Below are 18,872 nucleotides of genomic sequence, written 5' to 3'. Positions count from 1 at the left end.
CTCTAGAGCGCTTCCGCGCCCGAAATGATTTCAATCAGCTCGTTGGTGATCACGGCCTGACGCGAGCGGTTGTATTGGATGGTCAGTTTGTCGATCATCTCGCCTGCGTTGCGTGTCGCGTTGTCCATTGCAGACATCCGCGCGCCTTGTTCGGACGCACCGTTTTCCAGCAATGCGCTGAAAATGGCAGTCGCCACACCACGGGGCAGCAAGTCAGCCAAGATGGCCTCTTCACTGGGCTCGTAGTCATAAAGCGTTGCGTCGCCAGCATCTTCCGTGGCTTCAAAAGAAGCTGGAATAACCTGCTGCGCTGTTGGGATCTGGCTGACCACGTTCACGAACTTCGCGTAGAAGATCGTGGCGACGTCAAACTCACCCGCATCAAAGCGGCCCAACACGTCTTTGGCGATGCCTTGGGCATCCACATATCCAACGCGTTTTACGTCTGTCAGGTCAACGTGGCCGATGAATGTATCACCGAAATCACGTTTCATCTGGTCGCGGCCTTTTTTGCCCACAGACAGAATTTTGACCGTCTTGCCAGCGGTTTGCAATTCGCTTGCACGGGCCTTGGCCAGCTTCACGATGTTGGTGTTAAACCCACCGCAAAGCCCACGTTCAGACGTCATGACAACCAGCAACTGCACTTGGTCGCTGCCCGTACCGGACAACAATTTCGGTGCACTGTCTGATCCACCAACAGAAGCGGCCAAACCGCCCATCACCGCGTTAAAACGCGTGGTGTAGGGGCGTGATTGCTCAGCCGCTTCCTGCGCGCGGCGAAGCTTCGCCGCGGCAACCATTTGCATGGCCTTTGTGATCTTCCGCGTGTTTTTCACGCTGGTGATCCTGTTTTTAAGGTCCTTAAGGTTTGCCATTTACCTTGGCTCCTTAAGCGAAATCAGCGGCGAATGCGTCGAGCGCTGCTTTCATTGCGTCCGCAAGGTCGTCTTTTACCTTACGATCGTTGTCTGTGATGTCTGCCAGCAGGTCTGCGTTGTTTGTGCGCAGGTGCTTCAGCATTGCGGCCTCAAAGCGGCCCACATCGGATACGTCGATCTTGTCGAGGTAGCCATTTGTGCCTGCATAGATCACGCATACGATTTCCGCGTTGGTCAGCGGCGCGTATTGTGGCTGCTTCATCAACTCGGTCAAACGTGCACCACGGTTCAGCAACTGCTGCGTAGACGCGTCCAAGTCAGACCCGAACTGCGCGAAGGCCGCCATTTCGCGGTACTGCGCGAGGGACAATTTCACCGGACCCGCAACAGAAGACATCGCTTTGGTTTGCGCCGAAGACCCAACACGGGAAACGGACAGACCTGTGTTCACAGCAGGGCGGATGCCTTGGTAGAACAATTCTGTTTCCAAGAAGATCTGACCGTCTGTGATCGAAATCACGTTAGTCGGAATAAACGCAGAAACGTCACCGCCTTGGGTTTCAATGATCGGCAGAGCCGTCAAAGACCCGTTACCGGACGCATCGCCCAATTTCGCAGAACGCTCAAGCAAACGAGAGTGAAGATAGAAAACGTCACCAGGATAGGCTTCACGTCCAGGTGGGCGACGCAGAAGCAAGGACATCTGGCGGTAAGACACGGCTTGCTTGGACAAATCATCATAGATGATCAAAGCGTGACGGCCATTGTCGCGGAAGTGCTCTGCCATGGATGTCGCGGCATAGGGTGCCAGGAACTGCATTGGTGCCGGATCAGAAGCGGTCGCAGCAACCACGATGGAATACTCAATCGCGCCTGTTTCTTCGAGCTTCTTAACCAACTGCGCCACGGTGGAACGCTTTTGGCCGATCGCAACATAAACGCAATACAATTTCTTGTACTCGTCGTCGCCTGCGGCCTCGTTGTAGGATTTCTGGTTCAGGATCGCGTCCAAAGCCACGGCTGTTTTACCAGTCTGACGGTCACCAATGATCAATTCACGCTGGCCACGGCCAATCGGGATCATCGCGTCCACAGACTTCAGGCCAGTCGCCATCGGCTCGTGTACGGATTTACGCGGGATAATGCCCGGCGCTTTTACGTCCGCCACTTGGCGCTTGGTCGTTTTGATCGGACCCTTGCCGTCAATTGGGTTGCCCAAACCGTCAACAACGCGGCCCAGCAATTCGTCGCCCACCGGAACGTCAACGATCGCGTTGGTGCGCTTAACAGTGTCACCCTCTTTAATGTCGCGGTCGGAGCCGAAGATAACAACACCAACGTTGTCCGCTTCAAGGTTCAAGGCCATGCCTTGGATGCCGCCGGGGAATTCGACCATTTCGCCAGCCTGGACATTGTCCAAACCGTAAACACGGGCGATACCGTCACCAACGGACAAAACGCGGCCAACTTCGGCCACTTCTGCTTCTTGACCAAAGTTCTTGATCTGGTCTTTCAGGATCGCAGAAATTTCTGCAGCTTGGATACCCATTTATCCGACCTCTTTCATTGCATTCTGGAGGGAGTTCAGCTTCGAACGGATCGACGTGTCGATCATTTTCGAACCCACTTTAACAACAAGACCGCCGATGAGGCTTTCATCCACGGTCGCGTTAATCGTCACGTCTTTACCCATTTGGGCTTTCAACGTCTTGGCAAGCGCATCCGCTTGGCCTTTGGTCAGTGCCTTGGCGCTGGCCACGTCTGCTGTCACTTCACCCTTGTCGTCGGCAATCAAAGCCCGCAGCGATGCGACCAGTTGCGGCACCACAAACAAACGACGCTTGGTGGCCATCAAAGCCAGCGTGTTTGCCATGATTGGGGAAAGTTTCATTTTTTTGGCGATGGCTGTAATCGCCACCCCCTGTTCATCGCGTGTGTAAATCGGAGAATGGATCAGGGCGTTAAAGTCGCCGCTGTCTGCCATTGCACCGCTTAGCGCCGCGAGGTCTGATTCGATGGCTTTGATCTTTTTGCCTTCTTTGGCCAGATCAAACACCGCAGTTGCATAACGCAACGCGATACCTGTGGAAATGGAAACTGGTTCTGACACGTCCACCCTTCCGATGTCTTGGCCCCACATGGCGCTTATTCATGCGCAACGTAGGGGGTTGGTGTCGTGCACAATGTGACGTGACGACAAAATCAGGGCGGATGTAGCAGAGGTATCCTCACCCCGCAACAGGGCAGTGTACACGCCCTTTTTGAGGGTTTATTAACGATTACAACAACTTGACGAGGGTGCGACCAAGTGCGCCTGCATTTTTATGGTACAAGCGTTCATTTTTTGGGGAATAATGGCCTCGAATCCGTCGCATCCGGGCAAAGCCTTCGCAAATTTTCGTCCCGCTTCGCTGTGCCCTCGGCCGTCAAAAACCAAGGAAGCCGCGCTGTTTTCCCGATATAAGTGCATCATTCGATACTTGGTCGAGTACAGGATGTATTGGTGCACGTCCGATCCAGTCCCCGACCGCCACAACTGCCTTCATTTATGAACACGCGGGGGGTATTTTCACCGCATTAGACTGTCGGGATTTGGAACAGGTTGCCCCAAACCCTCTAGCACGCTGATGCGCCGCCGGGTGCGTGTCACCTTGCCTTTTGGCGGATAGACCAGCTTTGACGCTTCAACCATCAAGGCGCCCCCCGCCATGATGCCCGGCATGGTTTGGCCAAATTTTTCGAACACGCGCCCGGACTTCATCCAGATGCGGCGTGCCGAAGGCATTTGATACAATGCGCTCATATGTCGTTCCGGCAGGAATTGGTGTTTACGCAACTGGGTCTCCAACTGGCTTGCCGAATAAGGGCGCCCAAATCCGAACGGGGTGCGATCACGGCGCGACCAAAGCCCTGCGCGGTTGGGCACAATAAACAACGCCTTGCCCCCCGGCCCCAGCACCCGCCAGCATTCTTCCAGCAAATCAAACGCCAGCTCGGACGTCTCAAGCCCGTGCAAAACAACAAGCTTGTCAACATGCCCCGTCTCAATTGGCCACAGCGTTTCTTCAGTCAAAACGGACACATTGGGCAGTCCTGCAGGCCATGGCATCACACCTTGCGGCCCCGGCATCAAGGCCAGCACACGTCGCGCATCCTTTAGATAGGGGCGCAACAACGGTGCCGCGAAACCGTACCCCACAACGGTCTGCCCTTTGGCTTCTGGCCAAAGCTCCAACATCCGGCCCCGCAAAGATGCCTGCGCCGCGCGTCCCAAAGGACTGCGATAGTAGAAATTGCGCAGGTCTTGCACATCAAGGTGCATTGCGGCTCCGGTTCAGTTGGGTCAAGCTTGGGCTAACTTAGCAATCTGAAGGAAAATGACCATGGGTCTCGAAATTATCACTGTCCCCTGTCTGGCGGACAACTATGCCTTCATTCTGCACGATGCCAGTACTGGCGAAACCGCGATCGTTGATGTTCCCGACGCCACCCCATTGAAGGCGGAACTCTCTGCCAAAGGCTGGACATTGACCCAAGTCTGGCTGACCCACCATCATTGGGACCATGTTGACGGGTTGGCGGATCTTCTTGCCGACCACCCGGCACAGGTTATCGGTGCCGCCGATGATGCGCACCGTCTGCCCCCTTTGGATCTGGCATTGACCGAAGGCGAAACCTTTTCTTTCGCAGGTCATGATGTTCACGTCATTGATGTGTCAGGACATACAATAGGACACATCGCGCTGCATCTGCCCGCCGCACATGCCGTTTTCACCGCCGACAGCCTGATGGCATTGGGGTGCGGGCGCCTGTTTGAAGGCACACCCGAGCAAATGTGGGATAGCCTAAGCAAATTGATGACGTTGCCATTGGACACCATTGTCTATTCCGGGCATGAATACACACAGTCCAATGCCAAGTTTGCGCTGACGATTGATCCATCCAACCCCGCGCTGGTGTCTCGGGTTCGGGACATTGATACGATGCGGGAAAACGGCACCCCAACGGTCCCGTCCAGTTTACAGCTTGAGTTGGACACCAACCCGTTTTTGCGTGCATCAGATCCCGAAATACAAACCCATCTCGGCATGGCAGGCGCAAGCCCTTCTGAGGTCTTCAAAGAAATTCGCGCACGCAAAGACAGATTTTGAAGTTAAAAAATTGGCTTTTTCTGCCCAATCACGAAAATTGTGACAGTTTTGTTTAAATTAGAGCTTGAAGCTGGGCGCTGATAAACCAAACTCTAATACTATGAGGCCATGGTTGTTGAAGACGCGTGATATGGTTCCGCGCCTCCGATGACCTCGATCGACAGGAGCACGCCCGTGCCTTCATTTTCGACAACACTTGAAAAGGCGATACATGCCGCCCTCGCGCTGGCCAATGATCGCCACCATGAATTCGCAACGCTGGAGCATTTGCTGCTGGCCTTAATAGATGAACCCGACGCCAAACGCGTGATGCAGGCCTGTTCGGTCGATGTGTCAGAACTGCGCGATACATTGTCGGAGTTCGTGGATGAAGACCTTTCCAATCTCGTCACGGACATCGACGGATCAGAAGCCGTGCCAACAGCAGCATTCCAACGTGTGATCCAACGCGCAGCGATCCATGTGCAGTCGTCCGGCCGCACGGAAGTGACCGGCGCCAACGTGTTGGTCGCCATCTTTGCCGAACGCGAAAGCAACGCGGCCTACTTCCTGCAAGAACAGGATATGACACGCTACGATGCTGTAAACTTTATCGCACATGGCGTGGCCAAAGACCCTGCCTTTGGCGAAGCACGTCCAGTGTCCGGTGCACCAGAAGTCGAAGAAGAAGCCCAAGGGGTGACCGAGGGCGAAAAGAAAGACAGCGCTCTTGAAAAATACTGCGTTGATCTCAATGCCAAATCCCGTGAAGGCGACATCGATCCGCTGATCGGGCGCGACAGCGAAGTCGAGCGGTGCATTCAGGTTCTATGTCGTCGCCGCAAGAACAACCCCCTTTTGGTGGGTGATCCCGGCGTGGGCAAAACGGCGATTGCAGAAGGGTTGGCACGTAAGATCGTGGCTGGTGAAACACCCGAAGTTTTGTCGGAAACGACAATTTTCTCCCTCGATATGGGCGCTTTGTTAGCAGGTACGCGGTACCGTGGTGATTTCGAAGAACGCTTGAAGGCCGTTGTGACGGAACTGGAAGATCACGACGATGCAGTTCTGTTTATCGATGAAATCCACACTGTGATTGGCGCCGGAGCAACCTCTGGCGGCGCAATGGACGCGTCCAATTTACTTAAACCTGCTTTGGCAGGTGGCAAATTGCGCACGATGGGGTCCACAACTTACAAAGAGTTCCGTCAACATTTTGAAAAAGACCGTGCCTTGGCGCGTCGTTTCCAGAAGATTGACGTGAACGAGCCTTCAGTCGAAGATGCGGTCAAAATTCTAAAAGGGCTCAAGCCTTATTTTGAAGACCACCACGCGGTAAAATATACAGCTGATGCGATTAAAACATCGGTAGAACTTGCATCGCGCTATATCAACGACCGCAAATTGCCCGATTCAGCCATTGACGTGATTGATGAAGCCGGTGCTGCGCAACATTTGGTTCAGGCCGCGAAACGTCGAAAAACCATCGGAACAAAGGAAATCGAATCCGTTGTCGCGAAAATTGCGCGCATTCCGCCCAAAAACGTCACCAAAGACGACGCTGTTGTGCTGAAAGATCTCGAAGCTTCTCTGAAACGTGTGGTGTTTGGTCAGGACAAAGCCATCGAGGCTTTGAGCTCTGCTATTAAACTGGCACGGGCCGGGCTGCGTGAACCGGAAAAACCAATCGGCAACTATCTGTTCGCAGGCCCCACCGGCGTTGGTAAAACCGAAGTCGCAAAGCAATTGGCTGATACGTTGGGTGTGGAGCTTTTGCGGTTCGATATGTCCGAGTACATGGAAAAGCATGCGGTATCGCGTCTGATCGGTGCGCCCCCCGGATATGTGGGCTTTGATCAAGGCGGTATGCTGACGGACGGTGTTGATCAGCATCCGCATTGCGTACTGCTGTTGGACGAAATGGAAAAGGCACACCCTGATGTGTACAACATTTTGCTGCAAGTCATGGATCACGGCAAACTGACGGATCACAATGGACGTACTGTTGATTTCCGGAATGTTGTGTTGATCATGACCTCCAATGCGGGCGCTGCAGAACAAGCGAAGGAAGCCATCGGATTTGGGCGTGAACGTCGCCAGGGCGAAGACACCGCTGCGATCGAACGGACATTTACGCCGGAATTCCGCAACCGTTTGGACGCTGTGATCAGCTTTGCACCATTGGGTAAATCTATCATCGCGCAAGTTGTCGAAAAATTCGTGCTGCAACTGGAAGCGCAACTGATGGATCGCAATGTTACCATTGAACTGACGCGTGCAGCCGCCGAGTGGCTTGGAGACAAAGGATATGACGACAAAATGGGCGCACGCCCCTTGGGTCGTGTTATCCAGGAGCACATCAAAAAGCCGCTGGCCGAAGAACTGCTGTTTGGCAAATTGGCCAAAGGCGGCGTGGTGAAAGTTGGTGTAAAAAGCGGCGAATTGGACTTGCGGATCGAAGGCCCTGAAAAGCCGCGTATTTCCGGTGACAAACCGCCCCTTCTGACAGCTGAGTGACCTTTAAGGATATCATATCGGCTTTGCTATTTTGCGCCGCGGCACCTGCTGCGGCGCAAACCATTCAACTACAACAACCCATTGACTGCATGCTTGGGGAAGACTGCTTCATACAGCAGTATGTCGATCACGATCCCACCAAGAATGCAAAAGACTACCGATGCGCACCCCTCAGCTATAACAACCACAAGGGCACAGATTTTGCCCTTCGGACCCTTCGTCAGATGCGCGACGGAGTAAACGTCGTTGCTGCTGCACCCGGTACAGTGGTCCGATTGCGTAACTCCATCAAAGACCAGTTAAAAACAGACGCAAACGCGGAAAGTGTTGCGGGTCGGGAATGTGGGAACGGCGTGGTCATCGAACATTCAGATGGGTGGGAAACCCAGTACTGCCATCTGAAAAAGGGATCGATCGTGGTGCGCAAAGGGCAGACGGTTCAAGCAGGTGCAGTTTTGGGTGAAGTCGGTCTAAGCGGCCGCACACAATTTCCCCATGTCCATCTTTCGGTGCGCAAAAACGGCGAAGTCGTTGATCCGTTTGACCCCGACGGAGTTGTAAAATGTCGCGCACCGGACAAGAAGACACTTTGGAAAACACCTTTAAACTACCAGCCTGGGGGCATGATCTATGCGGGTTTCGCCGACAAGGTGCCTGAATACACAGACGTCAAATCAGGCCGTGCCGCAAAGGGGGTATTGCCACTAGATGCTCCGGCTTTGGTTGTGTTCGGCTTCGGTTTTGGATTGCAAAAAGGAGATCAGCTTAGGTTGGTCATCAAGGGCCCCAACGGAACTATCACGGACCACACAACGAAAATCGAAAAAAACAAAGCCCAATATTTTCAAGCAGCAGGTAAACGATTGAACGGTGCAACCTGGCCCAGCGGTAAATACACAGGCACGGCATTGTTGATTAGAGATGGACGGGTGATCAGCGGGCAAAATGGCTACGTCACGCTAAAATAAGCCTATTTTTCAGTGAATTTCAGCTCGATCCGGCGGTTCTGCGCCCGTGCGGCTGCTGTATCAGCCAAATTCACCGGCTGGTGTTGGCCAAACCCATTAGCGGCCAGACGACTGGGTGGAATTCCAAGGAAATTGACCATGTATTTCACAACAGACAACGCGCGCGCTTGGCTAAGTTCCCAGTTGTCTGCAAATTCCCCTGTGCCAAGCAGCGGTACATTATCAGTGTGGCCATCAACGCGAATGACCCAATCAATCCCGGCGGGAATGTCGTTTGCAATGCTGCGCAAAATACCCGCGACTTTGGCAATCTCTGCCTGACCTTCAACTGACAAATCCGCCCCGCCCGGCGGGAATAGCACTTCGGACGAAAAGACAAATCGGTCCCCTTCGATGCGAATGCCTTCTTGATTTCCAAGCAAGTCTCGCAGCCGTCCAAAAAATTCAGACCGATATTTTTCGAGATCTTGTGCCTCTGCCTCCAAACGTTTGCGATCCTCTTCTTCCAAGGCCCGCGCACGGGTTTCTTGCGCCAAAGCACGCGCCAACGCGGTGTTCACCTGACTGGCCAACGATTGAATTTGCACGTCTTTGGCAGCGTCGCGCACCACTGCATCGTCCAAAAGGGCTTGAAGATCACCCAATTGGGTACGCAATGCTGCAACTTGCTGGTTCAACAACTCGGTTTGGCGTTGTGCCTCCAAGGACTGTTGCTGAGCCGCGCGTGTTGTTTCTTTTTCTACGGTCAGCGCGTCTTGAGCCGCTTTCAACAGGGCTTCGCGGCGATCAATTTCTGTTTGTGTGCTCGCGGTTTGCGCGTTTGCGGCCTGCTTTTCAGCCAATGCACGGGCCAATTGGTCTTGCAAAGATACGGCTTCATCGCGCCCCGAAGCTAACTGTGTTTCAGCTTCCGCCAACCGGGTGCGCAAGGTGCTGACATCTTCGTTTCCAGCTTCGATTGCTTGTTCGGCGGCGGACAGTGCTTGGCGCATCTGGTCCAGTTCAACCATCAAATTGGCGTTGTCTTGTGCCAATTGGGCCGCAGATTTCTGCGTTTCGGACAACGTGCCTTCCACCTCTTGCAAGATCGAAATACGGCTTAAAGCATCTGCCAGTTCGGCGTCCAGCGCGTCACCGGTCGCGCGTGCAGCCGCCAACAGTGTCAACGTGTCTTCGGCCTGCTTGCGTTGTTCTTCCAGTGCCAAGGTCATCGCAGTCAGTTCAGCATCGGCGTTGGCCAAACGTGCCCTAAGCGCTTCCGCGGCAGCCGCTTCCAGCAGGCGGGCTTGTTCTTGCGCTGTCACGCTGTCCTGCGCGGCTGCCAAGTCTGAATTTAACTGCTCGATGCGTTGGTTGGCGTCAGATTTCTCAGATTGTAAATCAGCAATCAAGGCCTGCATTGCATCAGCTTGCGCCGCAGCCAAACGGGCCTGTTCGTTCTGACTGTCGACCTCTCCTCGCAATGACGCCAAAGCCAAGTTAAGGGCTTCTTGTTCGCTCAACAACTCTGCCTCACGGGCTTCAAGTTCGCTTACGTTCACGCGTGCCGCGTCCCGTTGCGCAAGCAATCCGGCTACTTGCGCTTCGAAACCCGTTATTTCTGCTTCTGCGGCAGCCAATGCTGCAGACTGCGCATCGCGCTCAGACGTCAAAGTTGCGATGATGCTGGACTGTTCTGCAAGCTGCACCTGCGCATCGGAAAGCGTGTCGTTCAGCCCCGAAAGCCGCGTTTCCAAACCGGCGCTGCGTTGCTCCTCCAACCCAAGCGCCTGCGCCAATGCCGCGACTTCGCCCGCCAGCGTGTTCAGTTCGGATTCCTGCCCCGATATGGTTTCACGCAAGACAAATTGCACGACCATGAAAATGGTCAACACAAACATCAAAACCAACAACAAACCCGTCATCGCATCCACAAAGCCCGGCCAGATCGAGGCCTGAAACCTTGCTCCTGTGCGACGCGAGAGGGCCATCGTTAATCTTGTCCCTTAGCGTTTGATCCCTTGGTCAGGCGTCTCGCCTGCCCCTTGGGTTGCGACAAAGCTTGTGCCAAAGCGCTAATGTCTGCATGCAGCGCCGCCATGCTTTCTTGCCGACCCGCGGAAATCTCTTCCAGAATGCGCAGCATCTGAACATCGATAGATCGCAGTCGCATCCGGCTTTCCGCGTCGATCCCGTCACCTGTGCCTTGCGTTTCAAGATGGGCGATCAATCGCTCTTGGCCTGCGGCCACGCGCTCTAATGCAGAATTTTCAGCATCACCGTGCTGCATCTGATGGGTCATGTTCTCAATGGATGTGGCCAGCGTGCCCAGCCGTTCATCCACCATGGACCGGCTGACGTCAGACTGCGTGAACATCTGTTGCAAAGCTTCCATCTGTTCGGCCATGTGATCCAGCACCCCTGCCATCGCAACTTGATCTGCGGTGGATTCTTCACCGGATGTAAAGCCGACCCGCGTGATCGTGCTGAGCCATTCTTCAAGTTCGCGGTAAAACCGGTTCTGGCCGTGACCCGCAAACAATTCCAAGAGCCCCACAACAAGCGATCCGGCGAGACCCAAAAGGGACGATGCAAATGCCACGCCCATGCCGCTGAGCTGACTTTCAAGGCCGTTCATCAAGCGTCCGAAAACCTCGACCCCGGCTTCACCTTCCTGTGGTGCGAGACTGCGAATGGTGTCCACAAGCGCCGGTACCGTCGTTGCCAAACCGTAGAACGTCCCCAACAACCCCAAGAAAATCAACAAGTTAACGATATATCGCGTTATCTCGCGGGCTTCGTCAATGCGTGTTGCAACAGATTCCAGGATCGAACTGGTTGAGGCAGAGCTGACCTGCATACGCGCGCCCCGCGCACGCAATAACGTTGCCAACGGCGCCAAAAGCTGTGGCGCTTTGATGTCTTCATCCATGTCTTCGCTGACAAATGCCTCAATCCAGCGTACAGATCCAATCAGCTGCAAAACTTGCCAAAAACAGGCAAGAACTCCGATCAGAAAGACAAAGACGATGAATCCGTTCAGATACGGGTTGGCTTGAAAAACGGGCAAAACGCGAGGGGCAGCAAAAAATGCGCCTACACCGCACAACCCCAAAACCAGCAACATCGTAGTGATCTGCCGGACGGGTTGCGAAAATTGGGGTCGGACCTGTTGGTCTGCTTGCGCCATGGGCGTCTCGTTTCTGACCTGTTTGTTCTGCTCTTGGTGCACAGGTTAACGAAAAAACACAGTAGGCGCCAAGGATTTATGCGCTGAGCACCCTTACGCGTTCCGTCAGCCACGCAAGGTCTGGGTCGTGCAGCCCGATTTGTGTCAAATGATCCGCTGTATTGTACAGATATTCGGTGTTGGGGCCCCGTCCCCCGACAGCTTTTGCGATAATATGGGCCTGCTCTTCCAAGGGCATCCCGCCGCAATACTGATCGTGGCTTTCGTCAATAACATAGGTCACGGCCATCACATCACGCCCGTCTGCCAAGCGTACTGTCAGGTTCTTTTCCAGATACGCCGATGAAATCAACTCCCGCTCGCGTAAATAGGCCAGCGTTTCTGCCTCTTGGCCAGACACGACGGCCAAAGCCACCCCTTGGCAGGACACATCTGATGCTTCGTCCAATGCCAAGACCAAACCCGGCTCCTTTTCGGTGCCGCGGTGGTGAATGGACCGCATGCAAAACGACCGCGCATACCCGTCAAGTTGCCCAATCACCTGTTCTGCCACCTCAAACCCCGGGTTCCACAACAAGCTTCCGTACCCAAACACCCACATTGTCATCGCACTGGTCCTTTTTCCTTGGGCTGGGTAAACCTGAATTCTGGACAAAGCGAAAGGGGCGCATATGCGCAAATTACTGTGGGCCGTTCTTGTTTTGCTTATCATGTGGTGTGTCTGGTGGGCTGTCGCCGCATTTGGGTTGCGCACCGCCATTGAGACGTGGCTCGAAGACCGTCGAGGATTCGGATGGCAAGCCGAAAGCCTGTCACACGACAGCACTGGCTTTCCGCTGCGTATTGAGAGCGCATTAACAGGCATCGCCCTTGCCAATCCCGCACGTGGTGTGGCTGTCAACATACCACAGATGTCGATCAGCACGCCAATTTGGTGGCCCGGCGATGTCAAAGTGACCTTCACCGACGCGCCCATGCAGTTTTTCACACCGCAGTCCAAAGCCAGCGTAACGGCGGCAAATGCGCATACAGATTTGCGCCTGCACCCCGGCACGTCTCTTGAGCTTGAGGGGCTGACCGCCAATGCCGGTGCATGGGACATATCCACGCCAGACGGCGGACTTTATGCAGCCGATCGTTTGACAATGCAGATGTTGCAATCGCCCGATGCCCCCCAGACCTACACATTTTTCGCCATAGCCCCCCGATTTACCCTTGGGTCGTCGATGCGCAAAGAGCTGCGGGTTCCTGTCGAATGGCCAGTGTCATTTGACCGATTGGAATTGGGCGCAAGCATCACATTTGATCGGCCGTGGGACATACGCGCCTTGGAGGATCGTGCCCCGCAGCCGCGTGTCATCAAACTGGATTTAGCAGAAGCGGCATGGGGCGATTTACGTCTGTTCGCCGCCGCTGATCTTGAAGTCGACGACACAGGCGTGCCAACGGGCACATTGAATTTGCAGGCTGAAAATTGGCAAACAATGCTGGACCTCGCAGAAGGTGCCGGGCTTTTGCCATCACAATTGCGCACGCAGGCCCAAGAAGGCTTGGGCCTGTTGGCCCGGATGTCGGGTGACCCTACGGCCCTTGATGTCCAACTGAATTTCCGGTCGGGGTTCATGTCGGTGGGCATTATTCCCATCGGCCCTGCCCCGCGCATCATTCTGCGCTGATCAGCGGCAATAGGGTCCACTGCGGTAACGCGCGGTGTCGAAATGGAAATGGTCCTGATGGTAGCGATCCGCTTCCGGTCCAAGCACTGTACCAAAAGGCCCACATGCGGCGCGATGCATCTGACGCAGCGCTTTGCTTTGTCCGCGTGTGCGCCATCCCTTCAGAACGGTGATCGTGCTGCCGTCGTTCAACGTAAAGCCCGAAATGTCTATCGCGCGGCCTTTGCCATGTTCAGAAATCTTCGCGCCAGTCTTGTTGTTGCGCGTACGGCACGCGTAGTGCGCTGCAACCTTCAGACGCGCCAGTCCGCCCCCTTTGGATCCGATAGCAGGGCGTGCCCCGTTCACGATCCATGATTTCAGGGCTTTGGCTGTGCCGCAATCCATCACTGATCCTTGGCTAAGGGTGACACCAGCCACGGACCGCACACGCACTGCATTGCTCACCCCGCATCCATTCAGTTTGCCCGGAACGCGCCCCACGTCTTCACCTTGAATGTCCAGATCACCGCACACAGCCCCTTTGCGGCGTTGCTTTCGCTTGGCCATTGCCTTTTGCACGATCCCTTGCGACCGCACTTCTGGTCGCAAGGATTGCCCCAGCCCCGGAGCCTCTGCAGATGACAGGATCACCACACCCTGACTGGATGCTGTTTGCCCGACAACGGCTTTCGCCGCATCTGCTGAGGCCACGGTTTGCGCAAGGCTCACAGGGTTTCTTGCGTCTGTGCCAGCGCGTCCCACCGGACGCAATGACGCCTCGGGCGCACTGGCCAACACACCAGCCACACTGCCTGTCAAAACAAGAGCGGCGGCAAACAAACCCTTCATGACTTGGGTGTCCCTGTTCGCCCAAAGTTCGGGGCGTCTGTGTCTTGGCCTGCATCGATGATACTGCGACGAATGGCACGGGTGCGCGTGAAATAGTCGAACAAATGGTCGCCGTCCCCGGTGCGAATGGCGCGTTGAAGCGCGAACAATTCCTCAGTGAAGCGTCCGAGGATCTCCAGCGTCGCGTCTTTGTTCGTTAGGAACACATCACGCCACATCGTCGGATCACTTGCCGCGATACGCGTAAAGTCGCGAAAGCCGCCAGCGGAAAACTTGATGACTTCACTGTCAGTGACACGTCGCAGATCATCCGCCACGCCGACCATCGTGTAGGCGATCAAGTGGGGCGCATGACTTGTGACTGCTACGACAAGATCGTGATGCTCTGCATCCATTTCTTCGACGTTCGATCCAAGCGCCTCCCAATAGGCGCGCAACTTGGCGATCGCGTCAGGGCAAGTGTCTTCAACCGGAACCAAAAAGCACCACCGATCGTCAAACAGCTCGGCAAAGCCGGATTCAGGGCCGGAGTATTCCGTTCCAGCCATAGGATGCCCCGGAATGAAGTGCACGTTTTCGGGAATATGCGGGCCAACGGCAGCAATAACATCGCGTTTAACGGACCCAACATCAGTCACAGTCGCACCCGCAGCCAACGCATCTTTGATTTCGGCTGCGACAGCACCCATCACACCAACAGGCACACAAAGCACCACAAGATCCGCGCCTTCAACGGCCTCTGCCGCGCTGTCGCACACCCTGTCACACAATCCGATACGCCGCGCGGTTTCGCGGGTTTCCTCTGAACGGGCATAGCCGGTGACCTCGCCTGCCAAACCACCGCGTTTCATCGCCCAATGCATCGAGGACGCGATCAGTCCCAAACCGATCAAAGCCACGCGGTTGTACATCACGCTCATTCCGCTTCTGCCTTGAAGGTTTTGACCGCATGCACGATCTGGCGGCACGCACTTTCGTCACCGACCGTGATACGCAGCGCCGCAGGCAATTTATAGCCTGCAACCTTGCGCACAAGCAGCCCTTGGGCCTGCAAATGTGCGTCACAAGCTTCCGCTTCGGCGGCATCTGCAAAACGCGCCAACACAAAGTTGGCGTTGCTGGTGTCGGACGGCACGCCGACTTCCGCCAATCCGTTTGCCAACCACGTCCGCCATTTGGCGTTCTCGGTGCGGCAGTGGGTCAGATAGTCAGTGTCGCGCACTGCAGCGATGGCCGCATCCTGGGCCGCCTGACTTAGATTGAAAGGGCCACGCACACGGTTCAGCACATCGATGATGGGTTTTGGCGCATAGCCCCAACCAACCCGCAAACTGCCCAGCCCGTAGATTTTGGAAAACGTGCGTGTCATCACGACATTTTCGCAGCCCTCAACAAGGGATGCACCTGCGTCATAGCCTTCGACGTATTCCGCATAGGCCCCGTCCAACACCAAAAGCGCTTGGGGCGGCAAACCATCCGCCAAGCGTTCCAGTTCCGCCAAACCGATCATTGTCCCTGTCGGGTTGTTTGGATTGGCCAAAAACACCAGCTTCGTGCGGTCTGTGCAGGCCGCAAGAATAGCGGATACATCCGTGACGCGTTCTGTTTCTTTGACTTCTACAGGGGTCGCCCCCGCCGCCAACGCACTGATTTTGTACATGGCAAAGCCGTGTTCGGTATGGATCACCTCATCTCCGGGGCCTGCGAAGGCCTGACACAAAAAGGTAATGATTTCATCGGACCCAGCACCGCATATCACCCGCTCTGCGTCCAATTCCCAAACATCGGCAATTGCAGTACGCAATTCGGCCTGATCGGATGACGGATAGCGATGCAATGTAAAACTGCCCCGCCGAAAGGCTTCAATCGCAGCCTCGGAAGGCCCCAGTGGGTTTTCGTTGGAACTTAGCTTAACCACGTTGGACACACCCGCCACATGGGCTGCACCGCTTTCGTAAAGCTTGATGTCCATAATACCCGGTTGCGGTGTGATAACAGCCATGATCTGCCCCTTTGTTGCCCGCCAGACATACCGCCACACGTCCGCCAAGAAAAGCGCGAATAGTCTGTGGTCAAGCTGCGTGAAATGCGCAACATGTCACACCAAGGGTTGTAACGAAGCCGTGAAGACCTATATTTAGTATACCGTCGTATACAATTTACCAAAGGACCCAGATGGCCACATTACTGCTAGATCCCGCCCTGCTGCCGTTTACAGTCGCTTTAGCATTGCTGTTCGGGCTTTTGGCGCTTGAGTTGATGGCCGTGCTGTTTGGCGGATCATTGCTGGGGTTAGACACGGATGCGGACCTGGATATCGATCTGGATGTGGACTTCGACATAAGTCCCGATATCGACTTGGACGCCGAATTCAGCGCCTCCGACTTCAGCAATTGGGAAGCCGAACTTGATGTAGCCAATGACAGCGGCGCCGACGCCGCTGCATCTACCGACTGGCTTGGCATCAGCAAAGTGCCAACGCTTATATGGGTTTCGGCCGCTTTGTTGGCCTTCGGACTGACAGGGTTGGTCATCCAAACCTTCGCCGACAGCATCATCGGAACCTTGCTGACGCCATGGGCTGTTGCCATTCCCGCAGCGGCTGCCGGCGTCTGGTTTGCCAAGAACTTTGCAAAAGTCTTCGCGCGGCTGATCCCGAAAAGCGAAAGCTCTGCTGTATCAAACCGCCATCTGGGACGCCGTCGTGGCATCGTAAGTCAAGGCACGGCAGCCCGCGGCAAACCCGCCGAAGTGCGCGTGATGGACGGACATGGCAACGCACACTATTTGCGCGCCGAACCTTTGCGTGATGATGCGACTATCACGCAAGGCACCGAAGTGCTGGTCATGCGCCAGTCCCGCGATGACGGCTACCGCCTTGTGCCCTTAACATAGTACAATGGGCACCAACCGGCAGGCCACCTGATGGCACGCCTGCCGCACAGAATAAAATTAACAATTGAAACAGAGGGAGAGCTTATGCAGTTCCAACTTATCATCGTCGTCGTTGCCAGTATTCTGGTATTTCTTGTCCTTATCGGTCTGATTATGGCACGGCTGTACCGACGTGCAACACGCGAAGTGTCACTGGTCAAAACAGGACAAGGCGGCAAGAAAGTCATCATGGATGGCGGTACGATCGTCATTCCATTGCTGCATGAAATCAGCCCTGTGAACATGAAGACCCTGCGTCTTGAGGTACAGCGCAACAAAGAAGCCGCTTTGATCACTAAAGACCGGATGCGGGTCGACGTGGGTGTGGAATTCTACGTGTCGGTCAATGCGTCGATCGAAGGTATCTCGCGCGCAGCACAAACACTGGGGGATCGGACCTTCTATGTCGATCAACTGCGTGAAATGATCGAAGGCAAACTGGTTGACGGTTTACGGGCTGTGGCCGCGCAAATGACCATGGACGAGCTACACGAAAATCGCGCCGAATTCGTGCAAGACGTGCAGAACGCGGTGTCTGAGGACTTGATGAAAAACGGTCTGGAATTGGAATCTGTGTCGCTGACCGCCTTGGACCAGACCCCCTTTGACGATCTGGACGAAAACAACGCCTTTAACGCTGTCGGTATGCGCAAACTGGCCGAAGTCATTGCGACGTCCAAAAAGGAACGCGCCCAGATTGACGCGGATGCGGAAGTGTCTGTGCGCCGTGCCGCTATGGAAGGTGAACGCGAAAAGCTGAACATTGAGCGTGACGAACAAGCAGCACAAATCGCACAAATCCAAGAAGTTGAAACCTTGCGTGCAGCTCAGGATTCTGAGATCCGCCAGCGTCAGGAACAAGCCGAGCAAGAAAAAGAACGGGCGCGGATTGTACGCGAGGAAGGTATTCGCTCGGCTGAAATTGCCAAAGACCGTGATTTGGAAGTGGCCGAACAAGAACGCCAGATTATCATCAACCAAAAATCCGAAGAAGAAAGCCGCGCACGTGCCTCTGCCGATCTGGCCCGCGCAGAATCCACCAAGGCACAAGAGGCCGTAATCACGGCCCGCCAAGTGGCTGAAGCCGAACGTGTTAAGCAGATTGCGTTGATTGAAGCGGCCCGCGAAGCCGAACGCGAGGCAACCAAAATCCGCCTTGCTGCAACAGCCCAAAAGGACGCGGCCCAAGACCGTGCAGACGCGGTGCGCGAACAAGCCCAAGCCGAAGCGGATGCAATCACGATCAAAGCCAAAGCGAAAAAAGACGATCTGCTGGCCGAAGCCGAAGGCCGTCAGGCGATCACCAACGCAGAGAACACTCTGTCCGAGGAGCTCATCGCGATGAAGGTCGATCTGGCCCGCCTCGAAGCGATGCCCGGCATCGTGGCCGAAATGGTCAAACCCGCCGAGAAAATCGACAGCATCAAAATCCACCAGATCGGTGGCATGGGTGGCGCCTTGGGCGCATCTGCTGGCGGCACATCCGGCGACAAACCTGTCGTCAATCAAGCGCTTGATTCCATTATGGGAATGGCCGTTCAAATGCCTGCCTTGAAGAAGCTGGGCGATGAGTTGGGCCTGTCCATGGAAAACGGTCTGGCCGGTTTGACCTCCAAAGCGATGGGCGCGGATGACGCGGCGCCAAAGCTTATTGAAGACAGTGACACAGACGAAGCATCCGAAGATGCAAAGCCTGTAAACTAGCCGCATTACAACCGGTTGTGTGACGGTGTCCTCTGACACCCGGAAAAATTGAATAAGGGCCG

At 55.1% G+C, this 18,872-nt stretch carries 16 protein-coding genes; 6 read left to right on the top strand and 10 right to left on the bottom strand.

Going from position 1 to position 18,872, the window contains the following annotated elements:
- Window positions 1–2 precede the first annotated feature (2 nt).
- The 4 genes from ASD8599_RS04165 to ASD8599_RS04150 all read right to left on the bottom strand — a co-directional run bounded on the left by ASD8599_RS04165 (window position 3) and on the right by ASD8599_RS04150 (window position 4,203).
- A complete protein-coding gene (locus ASD8599_RS04165; RefSeq protein WP_108827369.1) occupies window positions 3–878 on the bottom strand; it encodes a F0F1 ATP synthase subunit gamma in 876 nt (291 codons plus the stop codon).
- Window positions 879–891: 13 nt separating this feature from the next.
- Window positions 892–2,430: a F0F1 ATP synthase subunit alpha gene (gene atpA, locus ASD8599_RS04160; protein ID WP_108827368.1), complete on the bottom strand. Its 1,539-nt coding sequence runs from the start codon at window positions 2,428–2,430 to the stop codon at window positions 892–894.
- Entirely contained in the window at window positions 2,431–2,991 is a 561-nt protein-coding gene (locus ASD8599_RS04155) for a F0F1 ATP synthase subunit delta (RefSeq protein ID WP_108829994.1), read from the bottom strand.
- A 459-nt stretch (window positions 2,992–3,450) separates the two neighbouring features.
- Window positions 3,451–4,203 (bottom strand): class I SAM-dependent methyltransferase, encoded by a 753-nt coding sequence (locus ASD8599_RS04150; protein WP_108827367.1) that lies wholly within the window; start codon window positions 4,201–4,203, stop codon window positions 3,451–3,453.
- A gap of 61 nt (window positions 4,204–4,264) precedes the next feature.
- Here ASD8599_RS04150 and gloB point away from each other — a divergent pair, with 61 nt between their 5' ends.
- The 3 genes from gloB to ASD8599_RS04135 all read left to right on the top strand — a co-directional run bounded on the left by gloB (window position 4,265) and on the right by ASD8599_RS04135 (window position 8,496).
- Entirely contained in the window at window positions 4,265–5,032 is a 768-nt protein-coding gene (gene gloB, locus ASD8599_RS04145; RefSeq protein ID WP_181364402.1) for a hydroxyacylglutathione hydrolase, read from the top strand.
- Window positions 5,033–5,206: 174 nt separating this feature from the next.
- Window positions 5,207–7,528: an ATP-dependent Clp protease ATP-binding subunit ClpA gene (gene clpA / locus ASD8599_RS04140; protein WP_108827365.1), complete on the top strand. Its 2,322-nt coding sequence runs from the start codon at window positions 5,207–5,209 to the stop codon at window positions 7,526–7,528.
- Window positions 7,529–7,617: 89 nt separating this feature from the next.
- Window positions 7,618–8,496, top strand: a complete 879-nt coding sequence (locus ASD8599_RS04135) for a M23 family metallopeptidase (protein ID WP_108829993.1) — start codon at window positions 7,618–7,620, stop codon at window positions 8,494–8,496.
- A 2-nt stretch (window positions 8,497–8,498) separates the two neighbouring features.
- On the opposite strand, the gene ASD8599_RS04130 is transcribed toward ASD8599_RS04135, so the two are convergent.
- The 3 genes from ASD8599_RS04130 to ASD8599_RS04120 form a co-directional block, all read right to left on the bottom strand.
- Window positions 8,499–10,466 (bottom strand): peptidoglycan -binding protein, encoded by a 1,968-nt coding sequence (locus ASD8599_RS04130; protein WP_108827364.1) that lies wholly within the window; start codon window positions 10,464–10,466, stop codon window positions 8,499–8,501.
- A 2-nt stretch (window positions 10,467–10,468) separates the two neighbouring features.
- On the bottom strand, window positions 10,469–11,665 hold the full coding sequence (locus ASD8599_RS04125) for a biopolymer transporter ExbB (RefSeq protein ID WP_108827363.1): 1,197 nt from the start codon (window positions 11,663–11,665) through the stop codon (window positions 10,469–10,471).
- Window positions 11,666–11,741: 76 nt separating this feature from the next.
- On the bottom strand, window positions 11,742–12,272 hold the full coding sequence (locus ASD8599_RS04120) for a gamma-glutamylcyclotransferase (RefSeq protein WP_108827362.1): 531 nt from the start codon (window positions 12,270–12,272) through the stop codon (window positions 11,742–11,744).
- Window positions 12,273–12,336: 64 nt separating this feature from the next.
- Here ASD8599_RS04120 and ASD8599_RS04115 point away from each other — a divergent pair, with 64 nt between their 5' ends.
- Window positions 12,337–13,341: a DUF2125 domain-containing protein gene (locus ASD8599_RS04115; protein WP_108827361.1), complete on the top strand. Its 1,005-nt coding sequence runs from the start codon at window positions 12,337–12,339 to the stop codon at window positions 13,339–13,341.
- Here the strand turns inward: ASD8599_RS04115 and ASD8599_RS04110 are convergent, their stop codons facing one another.
- The 3 genes from ASD8599_RS04110 to hisC are packed head-to-tail and all read right to left on the bottom strand — an operon-like array spanning window position 13,342 to window position 16,174.
- Window positions 13,342–14,172 carry an extensin-like domain-containing protein gene (locus ASD8599_RS04110; protein ID WP_181364401.1) on the bottom strand — a complete coding sequence of 277 codons (831 nt, stop codon included), beginning with the start codon at window positions 14,170–14,172 and terminating at the stop codon, window positions 13,342–13,344.
- On the bottom strand, window positions 14,169–15,092 hold the full coding sequence (locus tag ASD8599_RS04105) for a prephenate/arogenate dehydrogenase family protein (RefSeq protein WP_108827360.1): 924 nt from the start codon (window positions 15,090–15,092) through the stop codon (window positions 14,169–14,171). The genes ASD8599_RS04110 and ASD8599_RS04105 overlap by 4 nt, the downstream gene beginning before the upstream one ends.
- Entirely contained in the window at window positions 15,089–16,174 is a 1,086-nt protein-coding gene (hisC, locus tag ASD8599_RS04100) for a histidinol-phosphate transaminase (RefSeq protein ID WP_108827359.1), read from the bottom strand. The genes ASD8599_RS04105 and hisC overlap by 4 nt, the downstream gene beginning before the upstream one ends.
- Window positions 16,175–16,347: 173 nt before the next feature.
- Between hisC and ASD8599_RS04095 the strand changes: the two genes are divergently transcribed.
- Window positions 16,348–17,067 (top strand): OB-fold-containig protein, encoded by a 720-nt coding sequence (locus ASD8599_RS04095; protein ID WP_108827358.1) that lies wholly within the window; start codon window positions 16,348–16,350, stop codon window positions 17,065–17,067.
- 84 nt (window positions 17,068–17,151) lie between these two features.
- Window positions 17,152–18,810, top strand: a complete 1,659-nt coding sequence (locus ASD8599_RS04090) for a flotillin family protein (protein WP_108827357.1) — start codon at window positions 17,152–17,154, stop codon at window positions 18,808–18,810.
- Window positions 18,811–18,872: the final 62 nt, after the last annotated feature.

The sequence above is a fragment of the Ascidiaceihabitans donghaensis genome (assembly GCF_900302465.1).
In the GTDB taxonomy this organism is placed as follows: Bacteria; Pseudomonadota; Alphaproteobacteria; order Rhodobacterales; family Rhodobacteraceae; genus Ascidiaceihabitans; species Ascidiaceihabitans donghaensis.
The sequence above is the reverse complement of the archived record's forward strand: the minus strand, read 5'-3'. Positions and strand labels throughout refer to the sequence as shown.